Genomic DNA, 21,649 nt, shown 5'->3' with positions numbered 1-21,649 from the left:
CCAATAGTTATCTGATAAGGTTCAATAACTGCCGGGCGCAATGTTCACACCTAAATATTATGGAGTTGGCTTACATACTGCGAAAAATGATATTTATTTTTTTATCAGTGATCAAGTCGTATAAGCATTTTTTTTGAGGAAATATACCGACTGAAAATCCACTTTGTCAGCAGAATTTCAATCGGCAGTCGGCAACAGTAAGCAATATGTTATATCAGTGGCTTCTGCGTTAATGATTCCAGTATTTTTAGCGGGGATTGCTGAGGGTCTTTCATCCCTTCAACGGGCAGAAGGAATGTTTGTTCTAACATAAATTGCCCGCCCATCGCCGCATGAGGTGTTTGATCTGAAAAACAGATCCAACTACTACCTGATGGGAAATCAACAGCTTGCTGCACGCCATTTTTTTGGTAGTCGGCATCTGATTTCATTTTATCATGTAGCTGAAGCATCAGATGATCGTAATGGCTCCTACGGCGCTTGGTGATCCCGACTTTATGCTGCAACCAACTGCTGACAGGAGAATAGCTATCGAGTTGCGGTAAATAGCGACGGGCTAATTGCGTAAAGTCTTCGCCTACACGCCACGAACGGGGTTCATTATGCGGGTTGATATTGGTAAAAATGCGCATGATCCGCTCACCATAATTAGGCCGCGAAGGGAAAGCATCAACATGCAAACGGCTATCATCTTTCCGCCACGATGTTTTATCGCGCCAGGCGGTAACCGGATGCAAGCGCAGGCTATTGGTCGGGCTGCGTAGTGTGGAGGTATACTCCGGTAGTAATTGATTCACCAGACTAAGGCAGCTCTGATAATAGCGCTCCAGCAACTGACGCGTTAATGCCACTTTGCTTTCATCAGTGACACCTGTTAGCGTGCCGTCCAACGGTTTAAAACTGATATTTTTGCGTTTAGTGTCAACCAGTGCAGGGTTAAGTAGCTGTTTTTCCTCTTCGCTCAATTCAAATGCCAGATGAGGCAGGAAAAGCACTTTACCCTGCTCCAGGGCCTCGACAGCGCTGGAATTTTGCACATTATCTTGACCCCAACGGGTATAGGGGAGCGTAAGAATCGATGAATCCGACGCGTGACTTTGACTATTATCCATCAATTATTCGCTTCTATAATGTTATTTGTGTAAAGCATAACTCGTTATTATAGATAAACTGAGGGGTAGGGTACAGATTTCAGATTTTACTTTCCCTGGGCAACGTCACTAAGGGGGGTAACCGTCGCATGATTGGGGAGGATTTGACGATTGATGTCTGTATTTCGGCATAATCTGACCAGCGATCAATGATTGTATCCAATTGTTCCATAGAATGAATATATAAGCGGCTAATGAAACAATCGTCACCGGTCACTTTGTCACACTCAACACATTCTGGCGTTTCTTGAATCATCACTTCTGCCATACGCAGCATTCCTGCTAAGGGTTTGACCCGTACGATAGCTTGCAAATTGTAGCCGAATGCTTGCTGGTCCAAATCGAGCGTGTAGCTACGAATGATACGACGTTCTTCGAGACGCCGTAGACGCTCGGAAGTGCTCGGGGATGAGAGGTTGACTTGCTGTGAAAGGTCTTTCAGAGATATTCGCGCATTTTTCGCTAAAATGGCAATCAATTGTTCATCAATCTTGTCCATGCCTATGTGCCTTTTATTATTAAAAAACAATAACATTATTATAGGCATCATTTTAATTTGCTAATGATTCTTTCCTAAGAAATATGATGGGTTTGGTCAATAAAAGGTGAGTTTTCTTGTATACCCTGCTGAGGATTCAGCAGGGTCAAATGATGCAGGATACTTATCATTATTGCCTGATAGCAGAGGTACTGGCTAATGATGCAGTTTGGTTGGGTTCATTGGGGCGTATAGACTTTTTTTGCAGATAGGCCAAATCATAGACATCGTAAAAATCTATTTCGCCTTTATTGCTAATAATATGTTTGAAGCGAATTTTAAAGTCATCACTGATATTTTTGTTATTTAATATTTCATCAATTGCTTGTGTCGATAATGCACGGCTAAAGAACCATTCGCCGTTATAACAAACACGTAAATCGAGGATGCCAATATCCTCAAATTTAAACACGGGTTTGATTTCCATCATGAGAATAGCAGACATCAAAACAAAGAAAACGGTAAAGGCAACCATGTAGCCAGTGCCAAAATATGGGGTTAAGTACATCAAAACTAGAACAAAAAAGTATGATATCAACATTGCAAGGCAAAGATAGGGATGCTTGTAGACAAAATCGCTGTTAAATTTTAACCGACCATCTCTTTTTTCTTTCTGATTTATTCTTGCGATGTCGTCGATTAATATTTTTTTAATTATGTCCATAATTATGACCTTGTGATGAATAACTCATATAAGTTAAACCATAGCGGTTTGTTATAGAATAACATGAAAGGTTAAATTTAAGGTATATCAGTTTGATTAATTAGTTAGTAAAACTGTTATGGCCGGATAGGCGATAATGTAGAATTCCTATTAATTCATCAGGTGAAAACAAGCACTTATGTTTCAATTTCACCTGATGAATTCTCATGGCATGGATAATTGTAGTTCTGAACAAACTTAAGCAGTCAGGACAATTTTACCAATATGTGTGCTGCTTTCCATCAATTCATGGGCTTTTGCCGCATCTTTCAGTGGGAAAGTCTGAAAGATTTGTGGTTTCATTGTCCCAGCTCCCAGCAATGGCCAAACTTGTTGTTCCAGTTCTTTAGCGATAAGCGCTTTTTCTGCCACAGTACGCGAGCGCAATGTTGATCCGGTGTGAGTCAGGCGTTTTAGCAACATTAACATCAGATTCAGGTCCTTAGCATGCCCATTCTGGGTGCCAATCTGCACGATCCGACCATTCATTGCGGCAGCTTCATAGTTACGTGCGACATAATCACCCGCAATTAAATCCACAATAACATCAGCACCTTTCCCCGCGGTGGCTCGTTTAGTCTCGGCAACAAAGTCTTCAGTGTGATAGTTAATGGCGATGTTGGCACCTAATGTCAGGCATGCTTGCCGTTTTTCTTCTGATCCCACGGTGACTATCACGGTTTTAGCACCAAATGCTTTACTGAGTAGTATAGCAGTGGTGCCTATTCCGGAAGAGCCACCGTGGATTAATACGCTTTCACCCGCAGTAAAATGACCACGCTGGAATAGGTTCGTCCACACAGTAAAGAAAGTTTCTGGTAGTGCAGCAGCTTCGATTTCAGTCAGGCCTTGTGGGACATGTAAGGCATTGGTTTCATGGATAACACAATACTGGGCATAGCCGCCGCCTGCGATTAATCCACACACCTTGTCGCCAATGTTAAATCGTGTGACATCAGCAGCGACCGCAATCACAACACCTGCAATCTCTAATCCTGGGATATCGGAGGCCCCTGGCGGGGGAGCATATTGACCTCGGCGTTGCATGACATCGGGGCGATTAACTCCTGCGGCTGCAACCTTCACTAAAATTTCACCCGCGGCGGGCATTGGTGTTGGCCGCTGAATGGGCGTTAAGACTTCGGGGCCGCCAGGTTGAGTAATTTCAATGGCGACCATGTTCGCAGGGATGTGGGTTAACGATGTCATAATATTCCTCTTGTAACATGAAGATACCGAGTCAGAAGCTGTGCCGATGACGAAGTGATTATCTTAGCTCCGTAACCCAAATAATTCATGGAGTGAATGTGCTTAACTTATGTCAGGAGGTAAAAAGCAGAAAGCGACGAGTGAAAGCAGTGACTAGTCCTGATAAGAAATATAAATTAAATAGTTATATAAAAATCACACGTTATCTTCTGTGTAATTAATATTTATCTTGAATTGATTTTATTTATGTTATTCCGGCTCTAGCCAGGTGGTCTGAAAATCAAACCAACCTAAATTATTCAAGTGTGCGCCTTGGGCTTGTTCGGGGGCCTTTAGGCGCATCCAGTGGTGGAATAATGGCTGCAACCACCCATTGGCTATGACCTCTCTCACTAATTGTTCACTGCCTAATGATTGGTTGCGCCAATCATGCAGATAGCTCTGTAAATCAGCGGTATCACCGCCAGTGATGGATTGACGCAGTAGCTGAGAGTCAAATAGCCATGCGCCAACACTCCATTCCTCAGGAACGGCAAAGTTCACTGTTCCCAGCCACAAATCAGCCTTGGCCTCACCTTTGGCCCAAGAGGTGTAATCCAGCTCGATAATATCTAACTTAATGCCCTGAGCGGCGAGAATATGGGTCATTTCAGTCACCAACATCGGGTATTCAGGATGCTGGGCATGATAAGCCAGTGTTAATACCGGCATATCCTCGGATCCTGCCGCGATATCACTTGAAAAAGGAGAACACTCTTCCCCTGCATCAATGCTATGAAACCATGTGGGCAGAACACTGCTTGCGGGCACCCAGAAGGGGCGAATGGGGTCAATTAGCTGTTGGATGAGATGATAAGGATTGAGCGTTTTTCGCAACCAGCGGCGCTGTTTAATATTGTGCCAGTGCGGTGAGCGGCTATCACATAGCAAAAAATACCCGCCGCGTTCCAGAAACATCTCTTGTGTTGCGTCTGATGGTTTACCCGTCAGGCTGGCGGCTTTTCCAGAAACATAATCAATATCACTGATGCTGGAACTGAGCCAGGTAGCACTTTGTATATTCGCCATACTCAACCGCTCTGATAGCACGGCAGGTGTGTCAGAGGGCGGGCGCGCCAAATCCGGGAAGATAAGCACCTCAACTTCATCCAGCAAGCCCCGAAAACCAAAATAGTGGTCAAAGGATTTCATCTGCAAGTGCCAGTTATCATTTTCAGCCACGCGATAAGGCCCCGTACCCACCGGGTGAGAGGCAAAATTTGGTTGCGTGACATGATTTTCCGGCAGAATCAGTGCGCTGTGATGGGCGAGTAACAGCGGAAGGCGTGGGTCCGGTTGGCTGAGTTCAATAACCACACTGAGTGGCCCGTGCGAACTAATTTTTTGAATATGTGAAAACAGCGGTAAAGCTGCACTGCGGGTTAATGAACTGACGACATCACGGCTGGACAGCTCTCGGCCATCATGAAATTGCACCGCTGGACGTAAATAAAAGCGCCAATGCAATGGGTCGAGCATTCGCCATTTGTGAGCTAAATCGGTAGTGACTTCACCATTTTCCTCATTTATTCGGGTCAGACCATTAAAAATTTGTCGGACTAAGTGCAGCTCAGAGCGGCGTAGTGGTGTGCCGGGGTAAAGATTTGTCATGGTGCGGTAGTAGGGGATGCGCAGAGCCTGATAGTCATCGCGTATCCGATACCCCAGTTTAGCCCGCAACAAGGGGGTAATGAGCTGTTTATCTTCGCCCAAGAGAGCAATGGCTTCATTAAAACCACCGGAATCTAATAACTGTTCCGCTTTTTCAATTAAAAGCTGATGAGTGTTCCGCAATAGTTGCAAATATGACCGGCGGCCACGACCGACCTCTGCTTGCCATCGCAACCAGCCGGCCTGCTGCATTTGAACCAGTAATGTCCGCATGTGGCGCTTGGTACAGCAGAGTTTGTCCGCAAGTTCTTGCAGTGTAATCTCAACCGGTTGTACTCCAACCTGATTCAGTAAGCGCAAGTATTGCTGTTCAATGCGTCGGCTGGTCATAAAAGAGGAACCTAATTGAGTCGAACTCAGCAGTTTTATATCTCATCTTTTTAGCTGATAATTTTCACTACAGCAAGCGTTTGTGTCTCAGCACTTCTTATCGGCAAAGGCCGCAGACAGAACGCCATGATTATGTGAGGAAAGAAGATGACCCGTTACTTAAACAAAGACACCCAAGTGTGTATTTCTCTGGCCGCCAGACCCAGCAACTTTGGCACCCGTTTTCATAATTTTTTGTACGATGCTATGGATCTCGATTACCTGTATAAAGCCTTTACCACCACGGATTTGGCCGCGGCAATTGGCGGTGTGCGGGCATTGGGGTTCCGAGGTTGTGCTATTTCAATGCCGTTTAAAGAGGCGGTTATCCCAATGGTAGATGAGTTGGATGCCTCTGCCGCAGCCATTAATTCGGTAAATACCTTAGTAAATACTGATGGTTATCTGAAAGCGTACAACACCGACTATATCGCCATCGCGAAATTGCTGGAGAGTTATCAGGTGCCTACAGATAAAGTCTTTGCACTGCGTGGCAGTGGTGGGATGGCGAAAGCCGTAGCTTTTGCACTAAAAAATGCCGGTTTTAAGCAGGGATTTATTATTGCGACGAACGAAAAAACCGGTAAAAAATTAGCCGAACAATCCGGTTACACCTATCAGCCTGATATGCAGGGTGTTGAAGCCGATGTATTAATCAATGCCACCCCAGTGGGGATGTCAGTGGGGAAAGAGGCCGATAGCATGGCTTTTACTGAAACTGAGGTTGAACATGCCGGGGTGGTTTTTGATGTGGTGGCACTGCCAGCGATGACCCCGTTGATAAGCTACGCCAAAGCACAAGGAAAAATCGTTATTACTGGCGCTGAAGTCTTTGCTATTCAGGCGGTTGAGCAATTTGTGCTGTATACCGGCATTCGTCCAGAGCAGGCTTTGTTTGAAAAAGCAGCGGCTTATGCCCGCGCTCAATGATTGAGGTTGAAATCAATAGAAATTGTCGCTCATACTACGCATTCCTCCTTTTATCACTTTCAAGGAAATGCGTAATGGCCGAAGAAACGATTTTCAGCAAAATTATCCGCCGTGAAATCCCTGCCGACGTGGTCTACCAGGACGAACTGGTGACCGCGTTTCGTGATATCGCCCCGCAGGCACCAACTCATATCTTAATCATTCCTAACATTCTTATTCCAACTGTGAATGACGTCACAGCAGAACATGAAGCAACATTGGGTCGAATGATCACTGTGGCTGCTAAACTTGCAGAGCAGGAAGGCATTGCTGAAGATGGCTATCGTCTGATCATCAACTGCAATCGTCATGCCGGGCAGGTGGTTTACCATATTCACATGCATCTGGTCGGTGGCCGTGAGTTGGGCTCGTTACTGTCACATAAATAGCTTGAAGTATGACAGGACTTATAACTGAGGTAAGCCTATGCGCCCTGTGAAGGCGTTTTTATTGCCGGTAATAGCGTTCGCGGGTATCGCGACATTGCTGGGATGCAGCAGTCCGAAAGGGATTGCGGTGAATAAGCAGCAAACCGTAGTAATGGATTCGTCAGTATTAACGGCGGGTGTTTTGGCTTCTCAACCGACTGTTTCTGCATCCTCGGGTGATAACGTGGCGCGCTCGGTGATTACCAATAGCCAGAATAAACCGATAAAAATAAACTACCGCTTTTATTGGTATGATGCGCAAGGCTTGGATGTGCCGCCTCTGGAGGCACCACGCGCTATTATCATTGCGCCAAATGATGATGTGGATATTCAATCAGTTAATAATAATTTTAATGCGCGCAGTGCGCGTCTTTATTTATTCTTATAACCCTGTATTTTTATAACGGCTCGGTTCTTATCATCGTGCTATTGGAGTGGGACAATGAAAAGGTATTTATCTGTCGTTCTGGCGGCACTTGTGCTGACGGGGTGTATCACTCAGCCACCTGTTGAGCCAACCACACCACCCGTGACCATCGAACCTGTCACGCCACCGGTTCCTGAAACGCCACCACCGGTAGATAACGTACCGCCGCCGCCAAAGATGGAGCAATCTATTGATTGGGCCGCCAGTGTCGAGCCTTTGGTGGCACAAATGGTCAACAGCAACGATGTGGCCAACGGCAGCATATTGCTGGTCGATAGCGTTAAAAATAATACTAATGGCAGGTTACCAACGGCGAAAGCCACCTCTGCATTGCACCAAGTGCTGTCATCAAACAAAAAGTTTGTGTTGATCTCGCCACAGCAATTGGCGGTTGCCAAGCAAACATTGGGGTTATCAGAAGAAGATAGCCTTGGCTCACGCAGTAAGGCCATTGGTCTGGCTCGCTATGTCAGCGCCCAATATGTGCTCTACAGTGATGTGAGTGGTGATGTGAAGTCTCCCACCATTGAAATGCAGTTGATGCAGGCACAAACCGGCGAAATTATCTGGTCAGGTAATGGCCCGGTTAAGCGCTGATCCTTCTCTGTATGCGCTTATTGAAAGGATAAAACCGTCGGTGGATATGACTCCCGATGGTTTTATTCATGCAGCCGATTTTATCAAGGTAGATTGGCATATTAGCCCGGTATCTGGCCTGACGGGTGAAAGTTGGCGTATTTCTTACCCGTCAAATAAGACTGCGACTATTAACTGGCTGGCGCGTGAACAATCGGTGCAGAAAACCCAACTGGGAGTGGATCGGCGGCGGGAGCGCAAGTTGCTGCGACATGTGGCTGGTCATCATTTGGCACCCACTGTTATCGCCGCAGATCAACACTGGTTAGTGGTCAATTGGCTCGGAGGTGACGTTGTAACTACAGCGCAATTCATTGAATTATCGAGCAATGGTCAACTGGCACAACTATTGACCCGCTTGCATCATCTGCCCGACAGCGGTTATCGCCTGGATTTACGCGCTCAACTTATCCGTTATGCCCGGCAGATTGATAGCAAACGCCTTTCACCACATTGGCTACGGTTGCATCAGCATTTTCTGCGTAGACCACTGCCGCAACCGCTGAAACTGGCACCCCTACATATGGATATTCACCCCGGCAATCTTTTGACGACCCCCACTGGGCTGAAACTGATTGATTGGGAATATGCCGCTGATGGCGATATTGCTCTTGATATTGCTGCGCTATTTCGTGGCAATAGTTGGTCAGCGCCCCTGCAACAGGCTTTTTTACAGCACTATTGCCAGAATGAGCAGGGTTACCCTGATATTGATCGTTTATCCCGTCAGATACAGCGCTGGGTGCCGTGGGTTGATTATCTAATGCTGATGTGGTTTGAGGTGCGTTGGCAGCAGAGTGGGAACACTGAGTTTTTGCAATGGGCAGCCCCGTTGCGTCGGCGGTTTAATTTATCATTTTGATTGTATTGAAAGAGAGGTTGTCGTGGGGCCAGTGATGTTAGACGTTGCCAGCTATGAGCTGGATGCAGAAGAACGTGAGATTTTAAAGCACCCGCTGGTGGGCGGCCTGATTTTATTCAGCCGTAATTTTCATGATGCCGAGCAACTGCGTGAGTTAGTCCGTCAGATAAGGGCTGCGTCCCACGAGCGCTTAGTGGTGGCAGTTGATCAGGAAGGGGGCCGGGTACAGCGCTTTCGTGACGGTTTTACCCGCTTACCTGCGGCTCAGTCGTTCGCGGCGCTCAATGATGCCGCCATTGCGGCGCAGTTAGCACAAGATGCAGGCTGGCTGATGGCGGCCGAAATGATATCAATGGATATTGATATTAGCTTTGCGCCAGTTCTGGATATTGGTCATGTCAGCGCGGCTATCGGTGAGCGCTCATTCCACAGTGATCCGCAACAAGCGCTGAATATGGCCGAGTGCTTTATTCGCGGGATGCATAGCGCGGGTATGAAAACCACCGGTAAGCACTTCCCCGGGCACGGGGCGGTGACGGCAGATTCGCATAAAGAGACGCCACGGGATAATCGACCACTGGCAGAAATCCGTACTCATGATATGGTTATATTTCGCGAACTGATTGCCCGGCGATTGCTGGATGCTATTATGCCCGCTCATGTGATTTATACTGAAGCTGATGTGCGTCCAGCCAGTGGCTCGGCTTACTGGCTCCAAACCATATTGCGCCAGGAGTTAGGGTTCGATGGCATCATTTTCTCTGATGACTTGTCGATGGAGGGGGCGGCCATCATGGGCAGTTATGCCGAGCGTGGGCAAGCCTCTTTGGATGCAGGCTGCGATATGATTCTGGTGTGTAATAACCGTCAGGGCGCGGTAAGTGTGTTGGATAACCTGTCGCCAGTCAAAGCAGACCAACTGGCACGCCTGTATCATTCTGGGCAGTTTGATCGTCAGGCGTTGATGGCATCACCGCGTTGGCAACAGGCGAATAAGGCATTAACGGCACTCAGCGAACGTTGGGATGCACATAAATCGCGAGGATAAATATGATAGTCTATCTACATGGTTTTGATTCCAACAGCCCTGGCAATCACGAGAAAGTCCTGCAACTGCAATTCATTGATCCGGATGTGCGTTTCATCAGTTACAGCACGTTGCATCCTCGTCATGATATGCAGCATTTATTGAAAGAAGTGGATAAGGCTATTCAGCAGGGCGGTGATACCAAGTCACTGATTTGCGGTGTGGGGTTAGGGGGCTTTTGGGCCGAGCGGATTGGTTTCCTGTGCGGTATCCGCCAGGTTGCCTTCAACCCTAATCTTTATCCGCAAGACAATATGAGCGGTAAAATTGACCGGCCAGAAGAGTATGTTGATATTGCCAGTAAATGTATCAGTGATTTTCGCGAGAAAAACCGTGATCGCTGCTTAGTCGTGTTGTCGCGTCATGATGAAATGCTCGATAGCAAGCGCACTGCCGGTGATTTGCATCCCTATTACGAAATTGTCTGGGATGAAAAGCAAGGTCACAAGTTTAAAGATCTTTCACCTCATCTGCAGCGCATCAAAGCATTTAAAATACTGGGATAAATAATCGAATTAGCCGGGTTTTGTTAACGACTGGTTAATTGTAATGCTTGCTGTTCTGTGCAATTTGGCCTGAAAAAAGCGTTTCGTCGGCTTTTTTCAGGCCATTTTTATGGCAAAAAATGGCAAAACTGACCTTTATCCCCCACCCAATAAAAAAAACTTAAACCGTGACTAAACGCTAACTATTTGAAACCTATTCTAGAAAAAATCCTCTCGCTGGTACTTTAATCAAAAAAAGTTGATATATATCAATTTTGGTATGACCAAATAACCCTGCATGATATTCTGACTCCAGTTTATTGAATTGGTATCTTCGAACCCTATGTTATCTAAGGATATTATTCATTTACCATTAGCTAACAATTGGTTCACATTTAGGGGGTCATTTTGACAACGCCGAAGAAAAAAATCGTTATTATTGGTGGTGGTGCTGGCGGCCTTGAGCTGGCAACCAGTCTGGGTCATAAATTGGGGCGCAGCAAAAAAGCCGAGATTGTTCTGGTGGATCGTAACCACAGCCATCTGTGGAAACCTTTGCTCCATGAAGTGGCTACCGGCTCTCTGGATGATGGTGTGGATGCATTGAGCTACCTGGCTCATGCGCGCAACCATTATTTCAATTTCCAGTTGGGGTCGTTAACCGATATTAACCGTGAAACCAAAACGGTCTGCCTGGCTGAAATTTGCGATGAGCACGGCGATGTGCTGGTAACAAAACGTGAACTATCCTATGACATTTTAGTGGTCGCTCTGGGCAGTACGTCGAATGATTTCGGTACGCCGGGTGTGAAGGATCACTGCATCTTCCTTGATAACCCACATCAGGCCCACCGCTTCCATAATGAAATGCTTAACCTGTTCCTGAAATATTCAGCGCAACCGGGTGAGAAAGGCAAAGTTAATATCGCGATTGTTGGCGGCGGTGCCACCGGTGTGGAGCTGTCTGCTGAGTTACATAATGCGGTAAAACAACTGCATAGCTACGGTTTTGAGGGCCTGGATAACCAGGCACTGAATGTCACGTTGGTTGAAGCCGGTGAACGTATCCTGCCAGCATTACCGCCACGTATTTCGGCGGCGGCACATCAGGAACTGATTAAACTGGGTGTGCGAGTATTGACCAAAACAATGGTTACCAGCGCGGATGAAAAGGGTCTGAATACTAAAGATGGCGAGTTTATTAATGCTGATCTGATGGTATGGGCGGCAGGTATTAAAGCGCCGGACTTTATGAAAGATATTGCCGGGCTGGAAACCAACCGTATTAACCAATTGGTGGTTGAGCCGACGCTGCAAACAACCCGTGATCCGAATATTTTTGCAATTGGTGACTGTGCTTCTTGTCCACAGCCAAGTGGTGGTTTTGTGCCGCCGCGCGCGCAATCTGCACATCAGATGGCCAGCCGCTGTTACAGCAATATCTTAGCATTGCTCAATGAGCAACCACTGAAGCCATACATTTATAAAGACCATGGTTCTCTGGTGTCGCTGTCGAAGTTTAGTACAGTCGGTAGCTTGATGGGTAACCTGATGCGCGGTTCTATGATGGTGGAAGGGCGTGTTGCCCGTGTTGTTTACATCTCATTGTATCGTATGCATCAAGTCGCATTGCATGGCTATACCAAAACTGGCCTGATGATGCTGGTGGGCGGGATTAACCGGGTGATACGCCCGCGCCTTAAGTTGCACTAATTCTCCTTCGTCCTTGACGCTACAGGGGTGTTAGCTGCGCTAGTTACTCGGCCCGTTCATGGGCCTCGCCTCTGCGAGGCCGCTGCAAGCAGCGTTCAAATCGGTTCCTGACCGATTTGTCACCCGAATCACTGACAAGGGTCAGCTCATCGGGGTGCATTTGCTGGCTGCCTACCTGTAACGCCAATGACTTTGGAGAATGTTTAGAGCTTTAAATTTGCCGCTGCCAGTTAATGATGGCGGCGGTTTCTGACTGTTGATAAAGTCGAATGAAGGGGAATCGTGCCGCTGGGGTCGTAGCGACGTAAGTCGCCGGAGCGCCCCTAGGTGCGGTAAACCCTTCACTCACTGAGTAATAAGTAGCGTTGTTATTAATCTCATAATTGCGCACGTTTTGCTAAAGCCATTCGCACGTAATGTCAAATTTTCAGCATAAAACTCTGTAGCCATAAATCACCGCAGTCAGATTCCTCCTAAACACATTCATTCACATCTATTATCTGGGTGTTTCGTCCATTTATCTTATTGCTAGGTTAAAGCACATTGTGCAGACTTCTCCATAGAAACACACGGCGAGTCACGCACGCCGTATTTCGGACATCAACGGACTATCCGCGATACCGAAAGCTGTCGGATTTTCATTGGCGAGTATGAAACTCTGGGGCAGAAGATGCGTGGTAACACTTTCAGGAGGATTTCCTGTGAACAAATCAATGTTAGCAGGTGTGGGTATCGGTATTGCGGCCGCTCTGGGAATTGCCGCTGTCGCGAGTATGAATGTATTCTCCGGCGCACCGCAATATGCACAAGTTCTTGCTGCGACACCTATAAAAGAGACGATTAAAACGCCTCGTAAGGAATGTCGTAATGTGACCGTAACTCACCGTAAACCGGTGCAGGATGAGAATCAAATTGCGGGTTCAGTATTAGGTGCTGTTGCTGGTGGCGTTCTGGGCCATCAGGTAGGCGGCGGTAGAGGTAAAGATATCGCGACTGTGGCTGGTGCGCTGGCCGGTGGTTACGCAGGTAATCGTGTCCAAAGCAATATGCAGGAAAATGATACCTATACGACCACCCAACAACGTTGCCAAACTGTTTACGATAAGTCACAGAAAATGTTGGGATATGACGTAACCTACAAAATAGGCGATCAGCAGGGAAAAATTCGCATGGATCGTGATCCAGGCACGCAGATCCCAATCGATAAAAATGGTCAACTGATACTGAACGACCGAGCATAATACAAAATTTGTTGTCCAAGACCTTGCATTAAGAACCCGCGGTTTAGTGTTAATTCTGATCGTTTAACGTGTTTTATAAGCGAGTGGCATTAACATTGGCGCGGGTTTCTCACATCTGAAACCCGCGTGATCAATGGCTTAAGCTACACGATGCTGCGCAAATGCGGCCAGCAATTCACTGATAAACTTCAATCGCTGCGCACGGTCACTAAGATCCTGCATAAATTTCAGTTTGGTTGGCCCTTCCAGTCGGAATATCTGCGGTTGGCGTTGCAGTAAACCAATCAGATAAACCGGATCGACTTTGTTCTTCTCACCAAATTCGATAAAGCCGCCGCGCTCATTACCTTCAATACGTTTGATACCCAGCTTCTGAGCCTGTTGGCGTAATTCTGCGGTATGGAGCAGATAACGGGCTGCATCCGGCAGTTTACCGAAGCGATCAATCAGTTCGACTTTCAATTCATCGAGTTCAGATTCATCGCGAGCACTAGCAATGCGCTTATAGAATGAAAGCCGGACATTCACATCTGGAATAAAGTCATCTGGCAGCAACACCGGCATACGCATTTCAATTTCGGTCTGATTGCTGGTCAAGTCCTCCAGTGATGGCTCTCGACCTTCCTTCAGCGCATCAACCGCGCTTTCCAGTAGCTCCATATATAGCGAGAAACCGATGGTGGTCATCTGGCCACTTTGGTCCTCGCCTAATAGCTCACCGGCACCACGAATCTCAAGGTCATGCGTTGCCAGGGCAAAGCCCGCACCGAGATCTTCCAGCGACGCGATAGCTTCCAGACGTTTTTTGGCGTCGGTGGTCATCGCTTTCGGATTTGGCGTCAGCAAGTAAGCATAAGCCTGATGGTGGGAGCGCCCGACCCGACCGCGCAACTGGTGCAACTGCGCCAGACCAAAATGATCGGCGCGTTCGATGATAATGGTATTGGCGCTAGGAATATCAATCCCCGTTTCGATAATGGTGGTGCAAACCAATACGTTAAAACGCTGATGATGGAAATCATTCATCACCCGCTCCAGATCCCGCTCACGCATTTGCCCGTGACCAATGGCAATGCGCGCTTCTGGCACTAACTCCGCCAGCCGCTGAGTGGCTTTCTCGATATTTTCCACATCGTTATAGAGGTAATAAACCTGCCCACCACGCAGAATTTCGCGCAGAATCGCTTCTCGTACCACTAAGCTATCGTACTCACGCACGAAAGTTTTCACCGCCAGACGGCGTGCGGGAGGCGTCGCAATAATTGATAAATCGCGCATGCCGCTCATCGCCATATTCAGTGTGCGCGGGATAGGTGTGGCGGTAAGTGTCAGAATATCAACATCGGCACGCATCGCTTTGATGCGCTCTTTATGACGCACACCGAAGCGATGTTCTTCATCGACAATCAACAGACCGAGGTCTTTCCAGCGCAGATCACTTTGCAGCAATTTATGGGTGCCGATAATAATATCGACTTTGCCTTCAGCGGCTTGTTCCAAAATCACTTGTTGCTCTTTGGCACTGCGAAAGCGCGACATCATTTCAATTCGCACCGGCCAGGTGGCAAAACGGTCGCGGAAGTTGTCAAAATGTTGTTGAGCGAGCAGGGTGGTCGGCACCAAGACGGCAACTTGCTTATTATTAGCAACAGCAAGGAAGGCTGCCCGCATCGCCACTTCGGTTTTACCGAAACCAACATCACCACACACCAGTCGGTCCATGGCTAGCGGTCGGCACATATCGCTGAGCACCGCATTGATAGCCTGTTCCTGATCCGGCGTGGTTTCGAACGGGAAACTTTGGCAGAACAGCTGATACTGCTCGCGGTCGAACTTGAATTTAAAGCCAGATTTGGCGGCGCGCTGCGCGTAGATATCCAGCAGTTCAGCCGCCACATCACGCACTTTCTCGGCGGCTTTCTGCCGCGCGCGGCTCCAGGCATCGCCTCCTAGCTTATGCAGCGGTGCATTTTCGTCAGCACCGCCGGAATAGCGACTGATAAGATGCAGTGATGAAACGGGCACATACAGCTTATCTTCACCGGCATAGGTCAATATCAGGTATTCAGCTTTAATGCCGCCAGCTTCTAAGGTGGTCAGGCCCAGATAGCGGCCCACACCGTGCTCCAGATGAACCACGGGCTGGCCGGGGCGCAATTCCGCCAAATTACGGATTAAAGTATCGGTATTAATGGTGCGGCGATTATCCTGGCGGCGGCGGTTCACGCGCTCGCCCAGTAAGTCACTTTCGCAAATCAGCGCTAATTGCTTATCGGTATCGAGGAAGCCCCGCTCTGAAGCACCAATCATCAAATAGTGACCAGGTGCGCGGGCCTGAGATAGCTCAGTTATCAGGGTTGGACTGATTTTTATCCGTGCCAGCAGGTCCTGCAGGGTTTCGCGTCGCCCCTCACTTTCCACCGAAAACACAATGCTACCGCTGAATGATTCAATAAAGCGCCGCAGATTATCCAGTGGCGCTTTTTGCTGTGCCTGTACGGCTAAATCGGGCAGCGGCTGATAATGTAAGTTGGTATTGGCGGTTTTAGTCGGTAATTCTTCGGTCTTGAACTGAACCCGCGGCCACTCTTTTAACTCACTGAAAAGTGAATCTACCCGTAACCATAATGTTTCTGGCGCCAGCAATGGGCGCATTGGATCAATTCGGCGGCTTTCATAGCGCTGGTTAACATCTTGCCAGAAACGCTCCGCTGAGCTTTCCAGCGAGCCGGTGTTAATCAATAAGGTATTTTCAGGCAAGTAGCTAAACAGTGTCGGCAATGGCTGGCTGAAGAATAGCGGTTGCCAGTATTCAATTCCGGCAGGCCAGATGCCTTTGCTCACTTGCTGGTAAATATGTTCCGCATCGCGGCGCACTTCGAACTGTTCACGCCATTGGCTGCGGAATAATTCAATGGCGTTTTTATCTATCGGGAATTCATGGGCGGGCAGTAAGTTTATGTGATCAACTTCGGACAGGGTGCGCTGCGTATCCACATCAAATACGCGCAAGCTATCAATATCATCATCAAAAAAGTCAATGCGATAAGGCTCTTCACTGCCCATCGGATAGAGATCAAGCAAGGCCCCGCGGGTGGCAAATTCACCGTGTTCCATGACCTGATCAACACTGCGATATCCCGCTTGTTCAAGCTGAGCACGTAATTTATCTCGCGACAGGTGCTGACCTTTTTTCATCACCAGCGCATGACCATGCAGGAATTCGTGCGGGCAAACTCGTTGCATCAGCGTATTAATCGGGAGAATAATAACGCCGCGTTCCATTGTCGGAAGGTGGTACAGACAAGAAAGGCGGGCCGAAATAATATCCTGATGGGGTGAGAAACTGTCGTAAGGCAGTGTTTCCCAGTCAGACAGGGTATTCACCGGACGGGGGGAAAATTGCTGAATCTCATCACGCAGTCGCAGCGCCGTTTGCATATCCGGGGTAATTAACATCACCGGGCCATCATGGCGCTCAATGATTTCTGCACACTCGACGGCGCAAGCGGAACCAGTCAACTGGCCTAACTGGCGGGTGTCGCCACGGCGCGTCGGCAATGAATAACGATGTTGTTGGGACATAAGCAGTTAAACAGTCTCTTTATCAGGACGAATTATCTCGGCGGCTATCCTAGCACGCGAACAGCTATAGCCACAGATTAGCGCTTTGATTTGGAATAAAAGCCGGAGATATATCCAATAGATCTCAAGGTGCAGGAAGGCGGCAAGCGAGAAAATCCCGATGAGCTGACTAAAGTCAGTGATTCGGGTGAACGAGCGCGGCCAACACACCTGTAACTTGAAAGATGAAGGATATAGGCGGTTAATGGTTCCATAAAGCGGTAGTACCCTTTATTATCCTCGATCACTTTGCTTTAGCAACAGGATCTAAACAGATTTCATGTATCAACCTGTCGCATTATTTATTGGCCTGCGTTATATGCGCGGGCGTGCATCTGACCGTTTTGGTCGGTTTGTTTCATGGCTGTCAACCATTGGTATCACGCTCGGCGTGATGGCATTGATCACCGTGCTATCCGTGATGAATGGTTTCGAGCGCGATTTGCAGAATAATATTTTGGGGATGATGCCGCAGGCGCTGATTACCACGCCACAAGGCTCTCTTGACCCAAATAAAATTCCTGCTTCATCACTGCAATCACTGACGGGCGTCACCGATATTGTGCCGTTAACCACCGCTGATGTGGTGCTGCAAAGCGCGCGCAATCTCTCCGCCGGAGTGATGTTGGGGGTTGACCCCAATCAGCATGAACCTCTGGCTGACTACCTGGTTAATGTGCACCTGAAAGATTTACAGCCGGGTAGCTACAATATGATCCTCGGTGAAAAACTGGCCGGTCAATTGGGCGTTAAGCGCGGTGAGACACTGCGTCTAATGGTGCCAAGTGCCAGCCAATTCACCCCGATGGGGCGCATCCCCAGCCAGCGCCTGTTTAATGTTATCGGCACATTTGCCGCCGACAGTGAAGTTGACGGCTACCAAATGCTGGTTAATCAGCAGGATGCATCACGTCTGATGCGCTATCCGGCAGGTAACATTACCGGTTGGCGTTTATTCCTTTCACAACCGTTGTCCGTTGATAGTTTGAGTCAACAGACCTTGCCAGAAGGCACGGTATGGAAGGATTGGCGTGAGCGCAAAGGCGAGCTTTTCCAGGCGGTACGGATGGAAAAGAACATGATGGGGTTGCTGCTTAGCCTGATTATCGCTGTTGCTGCCTTTAATATCATTACCTCTCTGGGCCTGTTAGTGATGGAAAAACAGGGCGAAGTGGCTATTTTACAAACTCAGGGGCTAAGTCGTCGTCAAATCATGTTGGTGTTTATGGTGCAGGGCGCCAGCGCGGGGGTTATTGGCGCATTGCTCGGTGCTGGCCTGGGTATTTTGCTTGCCAGTCAATTGAACACCATTATCCCGGTTCTCGGTTTATTGATTGATGGCGCGACTTTACCGGTGGAGATTAATCCGGTTCAGGTGACCGTGATTGCTCTGTTGGCAATGGCGATTGCTTTGCTTTCTACGCTTTATCCTTCCTGGCGCGCTGCCGCCGCACAACCTGCCGAGGCCTTACGCTATGAGTAATCATCCTTTATTACAGTGTTTAAACCTGTGCAAACGCTATCAGGAAGGTCAACTGCATACCGACGTCTTGCGTAATGTGTCGTTCACTATCGAAGCCGGTGAACTGATGGCGATTGTCGGCAGCTCCGGTTCAGGTAAAAGCACTCTATTGCACTTGTTGGGCGGGCTGGATTCACCGACTTCCGGCGAAGTGATTTATCAGGGGCGCTCGCTGAATCAAATGTCTTCCACGGCAAAAGCTGAATTACGTAATCGTGAGTTAGGTTTTATCTATCAATTTCACCACTTGCTGCCAGATTTTACTGCATTAGAAAATGTTGCTATGCCATTACTCATCGGCGGAGCCAAACCGAGTGAAGCGCAGGATAAAGCCCGCGAAATGTTGGTGGCTGTGGGGTTGGAGAAACGCAGCAAACATCGCCCGTCCGAATTATCAGGTGGTGAGCGTCAGCGGGTGGCGATTGCGCGCTCACTGGTGAACAACCCGTCGCTGGTGTTGGCTGATGAGCCGACCGGTAACCTCGATCAACGCAATGCCGATAGCATCTTTAATTTGCTCGGTGAATTGAATGTTCGTCAGGGGACCGCCTTCTTAGTGGTCACCCATGATTTGCAATTGGCCAAGCGCATGAGCCGCCAGTTGGAAATGCGTGACGGCCAGCTACAGCAGCACTTGACGTTGGTGGGGGCGCAATAGTGGCCATTGGGATGGGCGTTTCGCCACTTTCACTGTTAATCGGTTTACGTTTTAGCCGTGGCCGCCGTCGCGGCGGAATGGTGTCACTCATTTCGGTGATCTCCACCTTGGGCATTGCCTTGGGCGTGGCGGTGTTGATCGTCGGCTTAAGTGCCATGAACGGCTTCGAACGTGAGCTAAAAAACCGAATTTTGGCGGTGGTGCCACACGGTGAAATTGCGGTGGTCAATCAGCCATTCAGCGGTTGGCCGCAAACTTTACACCGGATTGAAAAAGTGCCCGGTATTGTGGCTGCGGCACCTTATATCAATTTCACCGGTTTGATTGAAAACGGCACACAACTGCGCGCCGTACAGGTCAAAGGTGTTGATCCCAAGGCCGAACAGCGACTTAGCGCATTGCCGAGCTTCGTCCTTGACCATGCCTGGGACAATTTCAAAGCCGGCCAGCAGCAGATTATTTTGGGCAAAGGTCTGGCCGATGCCTTGGGCGTGAAGCAGGGGTCATGGCTGACGGTGATGATCCCTAATAGCGACCCTGAGATGAAATTACTGCAACCCAAGCGTATTCGCTTGCAAGTGGCGGGTGTTTTTCAATTGAGTGGGCAACTGGATCACAGCCTGGCATTAGTACCTTTAGTCGATGCGCAGCAATATCTGGATATGGGTGACAGTGTAACTGGTATAGCCATCAAGGTCGATGATGTCTATAACGCCAATAAACTGGTGCGCAGTGCCGGTGAGGTTTCGAATGCCTATGTGTATATCAGCAGTTGGATTGGCACCTACGGCTATATGTATCGTGATATCCAAATGATTCGCACTATCATGTATTTAGCGATGGTACTGGTTATTGGGGTTGCCAGCTTTAACATTGTTTCCACACTGGTGATGGCGGTTAAAGATAAAAGCAGCGATATCGCGGTGTTACGCACATTAGGCGCTAAAGATGGCCTGATACGCGCCATCTTTATCTGGTATGGCTTGCTGGCAGGGCTGATCGGCAGCGTTAGCGGGGCGGTCGCGGGAGTGATTATCTCTTTGCAATTAACCAACATTATCCGTGGGTTGGAAAAGCTGATCGGGCATCAATTTTTGTCGGGTGATATCTATTTCATCGACTTTTTGCCGTCAGAACTGCACTGGTTTGATGTGGCTTGTGTGCTGGCGACCGCATTGGTGTTGAGTTTAATTGCCAGTTGGTATCCGGCTCGTCGTGCCAGTCGTATTGATCCGGCGCGGGTGCTGAGCGGGCAATAATTATCCCCGTCATACTTCAAGCCGCATGTGTGTAGGCGGCCTTTGCGCACCCCAGTCACTTACTCATGTAAGCTCCTGAGGGTTGACTCAGTTACCGCCTTCCTGCAACTCGAATTATTTAGGGTATATAAGGATAACTTTATGTATTACGGTTTTGATATGGGCGGCACCAAAATTGAGTTAGGCGTTTTTGATGCTAACCTGCAACGAATCTGGCATAAGCGTGTCCCTACTCCGCGTGAAGACTACTCACAATTACTGCAAACATTACATGACCTGACACGGGAAGCTGATGAGTTTTGTGGCATTAAAGGCAGTGTCGGTATCGGTATTCCCGGCTTGCCCAACGCCGATGATGGTACGGTATTCACGGCGAATGTGCCCGCGGCAATGGGGCAATCCTTGCAAGCTGACCTTTCCGGGTTAATCGGGCGCGAAGTTCGAATCGATAATGATGCTAACTGTTTTGCATTATCGGAAGCCTGGGATCCTGAGTTTCGTCGCTATCCAACAGTATTAGGGCTGATTCTTGGTACTGGCGTCGGTGGCGGGCTGATCGTGAACGGCAATATTGTCAGTGGGAGAAACCATATTACTGGCGAATTTGGTCATTTTCGTTTGCCAGTCGATGCGCTGGATATTCTGGGCGCAGATATTCCACGAGTACCCTGTGGTTGTGGGCATAATGGTTGTATTGAGAATTATATTTCAGGACGTGGTTTTGAGTGGATGTACAAACATTTCAACCAGCAATCTTTGCCAGCGACTGAAATTATTGCAAACTATAACGTCGGTGAATCCAAGGCTGTAGCGCATGTTGAGCGTTTTATGGATGTACTGGCTGTTTGTTTAGGTAATTTATTGACTATGCTGGACCCCCATCTCGTCGTCATCGGTGGTGGATTATCTAATTTCGAGCATATCTATCAAGAACTGCCAAAGCGGCTACCGCAGCATTTATTGCGAGTAGCCCGATTACCGCGCATTGAAAAAGCGCGTTATGGTGATGCTGGTGGGGTTCGTGGAGCGGCGTTCCTGCATTTGTCTGAGCGTTAGTA

General features: G+C 48.3%; 19 protein-coding genes. 13 read left to right on the top strand and 6 right to left on the bottom strand.

Features of this window, described 5'->3' with window-relative positions; all coding sequences use genetic code 11:
* Positions 1 to 209: 209 nt before the first annotated feature.
* The 5 genes from HU019_RS14515 to HU019_RS14495 form a co-directional block, all read right to left on the bottom strand.
* The gene (locus tag HU019_RS14515) at positions 210 to 1,112 is read right to left on the bottom strand and encodes a Kdo hydroxylase family protein (RefSeq protein WP_174847231.1); all 903 of its coding nucleotides are present in this window, start codon (positions 1,110 to 1,112) and stop codon (positions 210 to 212) included.
* Positions 1,113 to 1,191: 79 nt separating this feature from the next.
* Positions 1,192 to 1,650 carry an Lrp/AsnC family transcriptional regulator gene (locus tag HU019_RS14510; protein ID WP_174847230.1) on the bottom strand — a complete coding sequence of 153 codons (459 nt, stop codon included), beginning with the start codon at positions 1,648 to 1,650 and terminating at the stop codon, positions 1,192 to 1,194.
* A 169-nt stretch (positions 1,651 to 1,819) separates the two neighbouring features.
* On the bottom strand, positions 1,820 to 2,353 hold the full coding sequence (locus HU019_RS14505; protein WP_174847229.1) for a YlaC family protein: 534 nt from the start codon (positions 2,351 to 2,353) through the stop codon (positions 1,820 to 1,822).
* 237 nt (positions 2,354 to 2,590) lie between these two features.
* Positions 2,591 to 3,601 carry an NAD(P)H-quinone oxidoreductase gene (locus HU019_RS14500; RefSeq protein ID WP_174847228.1) on the bottom strand — a complete coding sequence of 337 codons (1,011 nt, stop codon included), beginning with the start codon at positions 3,599 to 3,601 and terminating at the stop codon, positions 2,591 to 2,593.
* 249 nt (positions 3,602 to 3,850) lie between these two features.
* Entirely contained in the window at positions 3,851 to 5,641 is a 1,791-nt protein-coding gene (locus tag HU019_RS14495; protein ID WP_174847227.1) for an SgrR family transcriptional regulator, read from the bottom strand.
* A gap of 147 nt (positions 5,642 to 5,788) precedes the next feature.
* Between HU019_RS14495 and HU019_RS14490 the strand changes: the two genes are divergently transcribed.
* The 9 genes from HU019_RS14490 to HU019_RS14450 all read left to right on the top strand — a co-directional run bounded on the left by HU019_RS14490 (position 5,789) and on the right by HU019_RS14450 (position 13,528).
* The gene (locus HU019_RS14490) at positions 5,789 to 6,610 is read left to right on the top strand and encodes a shikimate 5-dehydrogenase (RefSeq protein WP_174847226.1); all 822 of its coding nucleotides are present in this window, start codon (positions 5,789 to 5,791) and stop codon (positions 6,608 to 6,610) included.
* Between the two features lie 74 nt (positions 6,611 to 6,684).
* The gene (gene hinT, locus HU019_RS14485) at positions 6,685 to 7,038 is read left to right on the top strand and encodes a purine nucleoside phosphoramidase (RefSeq protein ID WP_004873877.1); all 354 of its coding nucleotides are present in this window, start codon (positions 6,685 to 6,687) and stop codon (positions 7,036 to 7,038) included.
* 37 nt (positions 7,039 to 7,075) lie between these two features.
* Complete coding sequence (locus tag HU019_RS14480) at positions 7,076 to 7,465, top strand: YcfL family protein (protein WP_174847225.1); 390 nt, start codon at positions 7,076 to 7,078, stop codon at positions 7,463 to 7,465.
* A gap of 54 nt (positions 7,466 to 7,519) precedes the next feature.
* Positions 7,520 to 8,101, top strand: a complete 582-nt coding sequence (lpoB, locus tag HU019_RS14475) for a penicillin-binding protein activator LpoB (protein WP_174847224.1) — start codon at positions 7,520 to 7,522, stop codon at positions 8,099 to 8,101.
* A complete protein-coding gene (thiK, locus tag HU019_RS14470) occupies positions 8,082 to 9,002 on the top strand; it encodes a thiamine kinase (RefSeq protein ID WP_174847223.1) in 921 nt (306 codons plus the stop codon). The genes lpoB and thiK overlap by 20 nt, the downstream gene beginning before the upstream one ends.
* A gap of 22 nt (positions 9,003 to 9,024) precedes the next feature.
* Positions 9,025 to 10,050: a beta-N-acetylhexosaminidase gene (gene nagZ / locus HU019_RS14465; RefSeq protein WP_174847222.1), complete on the top strand. Its 1,026-nt coding sequence runs from the start codon at positions 9,025 to 9,027 to the stop codon at positions 10,048 to 10,050.
* Positions 10,051 to 10,052: 2 nt separating this feature from the next.
* On the top strand, positions 10,053 to 10,595 hold the full coding sequence (gene ycfP, locus HU019_RS14460) for an alpha/beta hydrolase YcfP (RefSeq protein ID WP_174847221.1): 543 nt from the start codon (positions 10,053 to 10,055) through the stop codon (positions 10,593 to 10,595).
* A 387-nt stretch (positions 10,596 to 10,982) separates the two neighbouring features.
* A complete protein-coding gene (locus HU019_RS14455; protein ID WP_005170669.1) occupies positions 10,983 to 12,287 on the top strand; it encodes an NAD(P)/FAD-dependent oxidoreductase in 1,305 nt (434 codons plus the stop codon).
* A gap of 701 nt (positions 12,288 to 12,988) precedes the next feature.
* Positions 12,989 to 13,528: a glycine zipper 2TM domain-containing protein gene (locus HU019_RS14450; RefSeq protein WP_174847220.1), complete on the top strand. Its 540-nt coding sequence runs from the start codon at positions 12,989 to 12,991 to the stop codon at positions 13,526 to 13,528.
* Positions 13,529 to 13,666: 138 nt separating this feature from the next.
* On the opposite strand, the gene mfd is transcribed toward HU019_RS14450, so the two are convergent.
* Positions 13,667 to 17,113 (bottom strand): transcription-repair coupling factor, encoded by a 3,447-nt coding sequence (gene mfd / locus HU019_RS14445; RefSeq protein WP_174847219.1) that lies wholly within the window; start codon positions 17,111 to 17,113, stop codon positions 13,667 to 13,669.
* A gap of 319 nt (positions 17,114 to 17,432) precedes the next feature.
* On the opposite strand from mfd, the gene lolC reads away from it, so the two are divergent.
* The 4 genes from lolC to nagK all read left to right on the top strand — a co-directional run bounded on the left by lolC (position 17,433) and on the right by nagK (position 21,647).
* Positions 17,433 to 18,635, top strand: coding sequence for a lipoprotein-releasing ABC transporter permease subunit LolC (lolC, locus tag HU019_RS14440; protein ID WP_077173968.1), 1,203 nt, complete (start codon positions 17,433 to 17,435; stop codon positions 18,633 to 18,635).
* On the top strand, positions 18,628 to 19,332 hold the full coding sequence (lolD, locus tag HU019_RS14435) for a lipoprotein-releasing ABC transporter ATP-binding protein LolD (protein ID WP_050078809.1): 705 nt from the start codon (positions 18,628 to 18,630) through the stop codon (positions 19,330 to 19,332). The genes lolC and lolD overlap by 8 nt, the downstream gene beginning before the upstream one ends.
* A gap of 11 nt (positions 19,333 to 19,343) precedes the next feature.
* On the top strand, positions 19,344 to 20,591 hold the full coding sequence (gene lolE / locus HU019_RS14430) for a lipoprotein-releasing ABC transporter permease subunit LolE (RefSeq protein WP_174847371.1): 1,248 nt from the start codon (positions 19,344 to 19,346) through the stop codon (positions 20,589 to 20,591).
* 141 nt (positions 20,592 to 20,732) lie between these two features.
* On the top strand, positions 20,733 to 21,647 hold the full coding sequence (gene nagK / locus HU019_RS14425; protein ID WP_174847218.1) for an N-acetylglucosamine kinase: 915 nt from the start codon (positions 20,733 to 20,735) through the stop codon (positions 21,645 to 21,647).
* Positions 21,648 to 21,649: the final 2 nt, after the last annotated feature.

The organism is Yersinia artesiana (assembly GCF_902726545.1).
In the GTDB taxonomy this organism is placed as follows: domain Bacteria; phylum Pseudomonadota; class Gammaproteobacteria; order Enterobacterales; family Enterobacteriaceae; genus Yersinia; species Yersinia artesiana.
The sequence above is the reverse complement of the archived record's forward strand: the minus strand, read 5'-3'. Positions and strand labels throughout refer to the sequence as shown.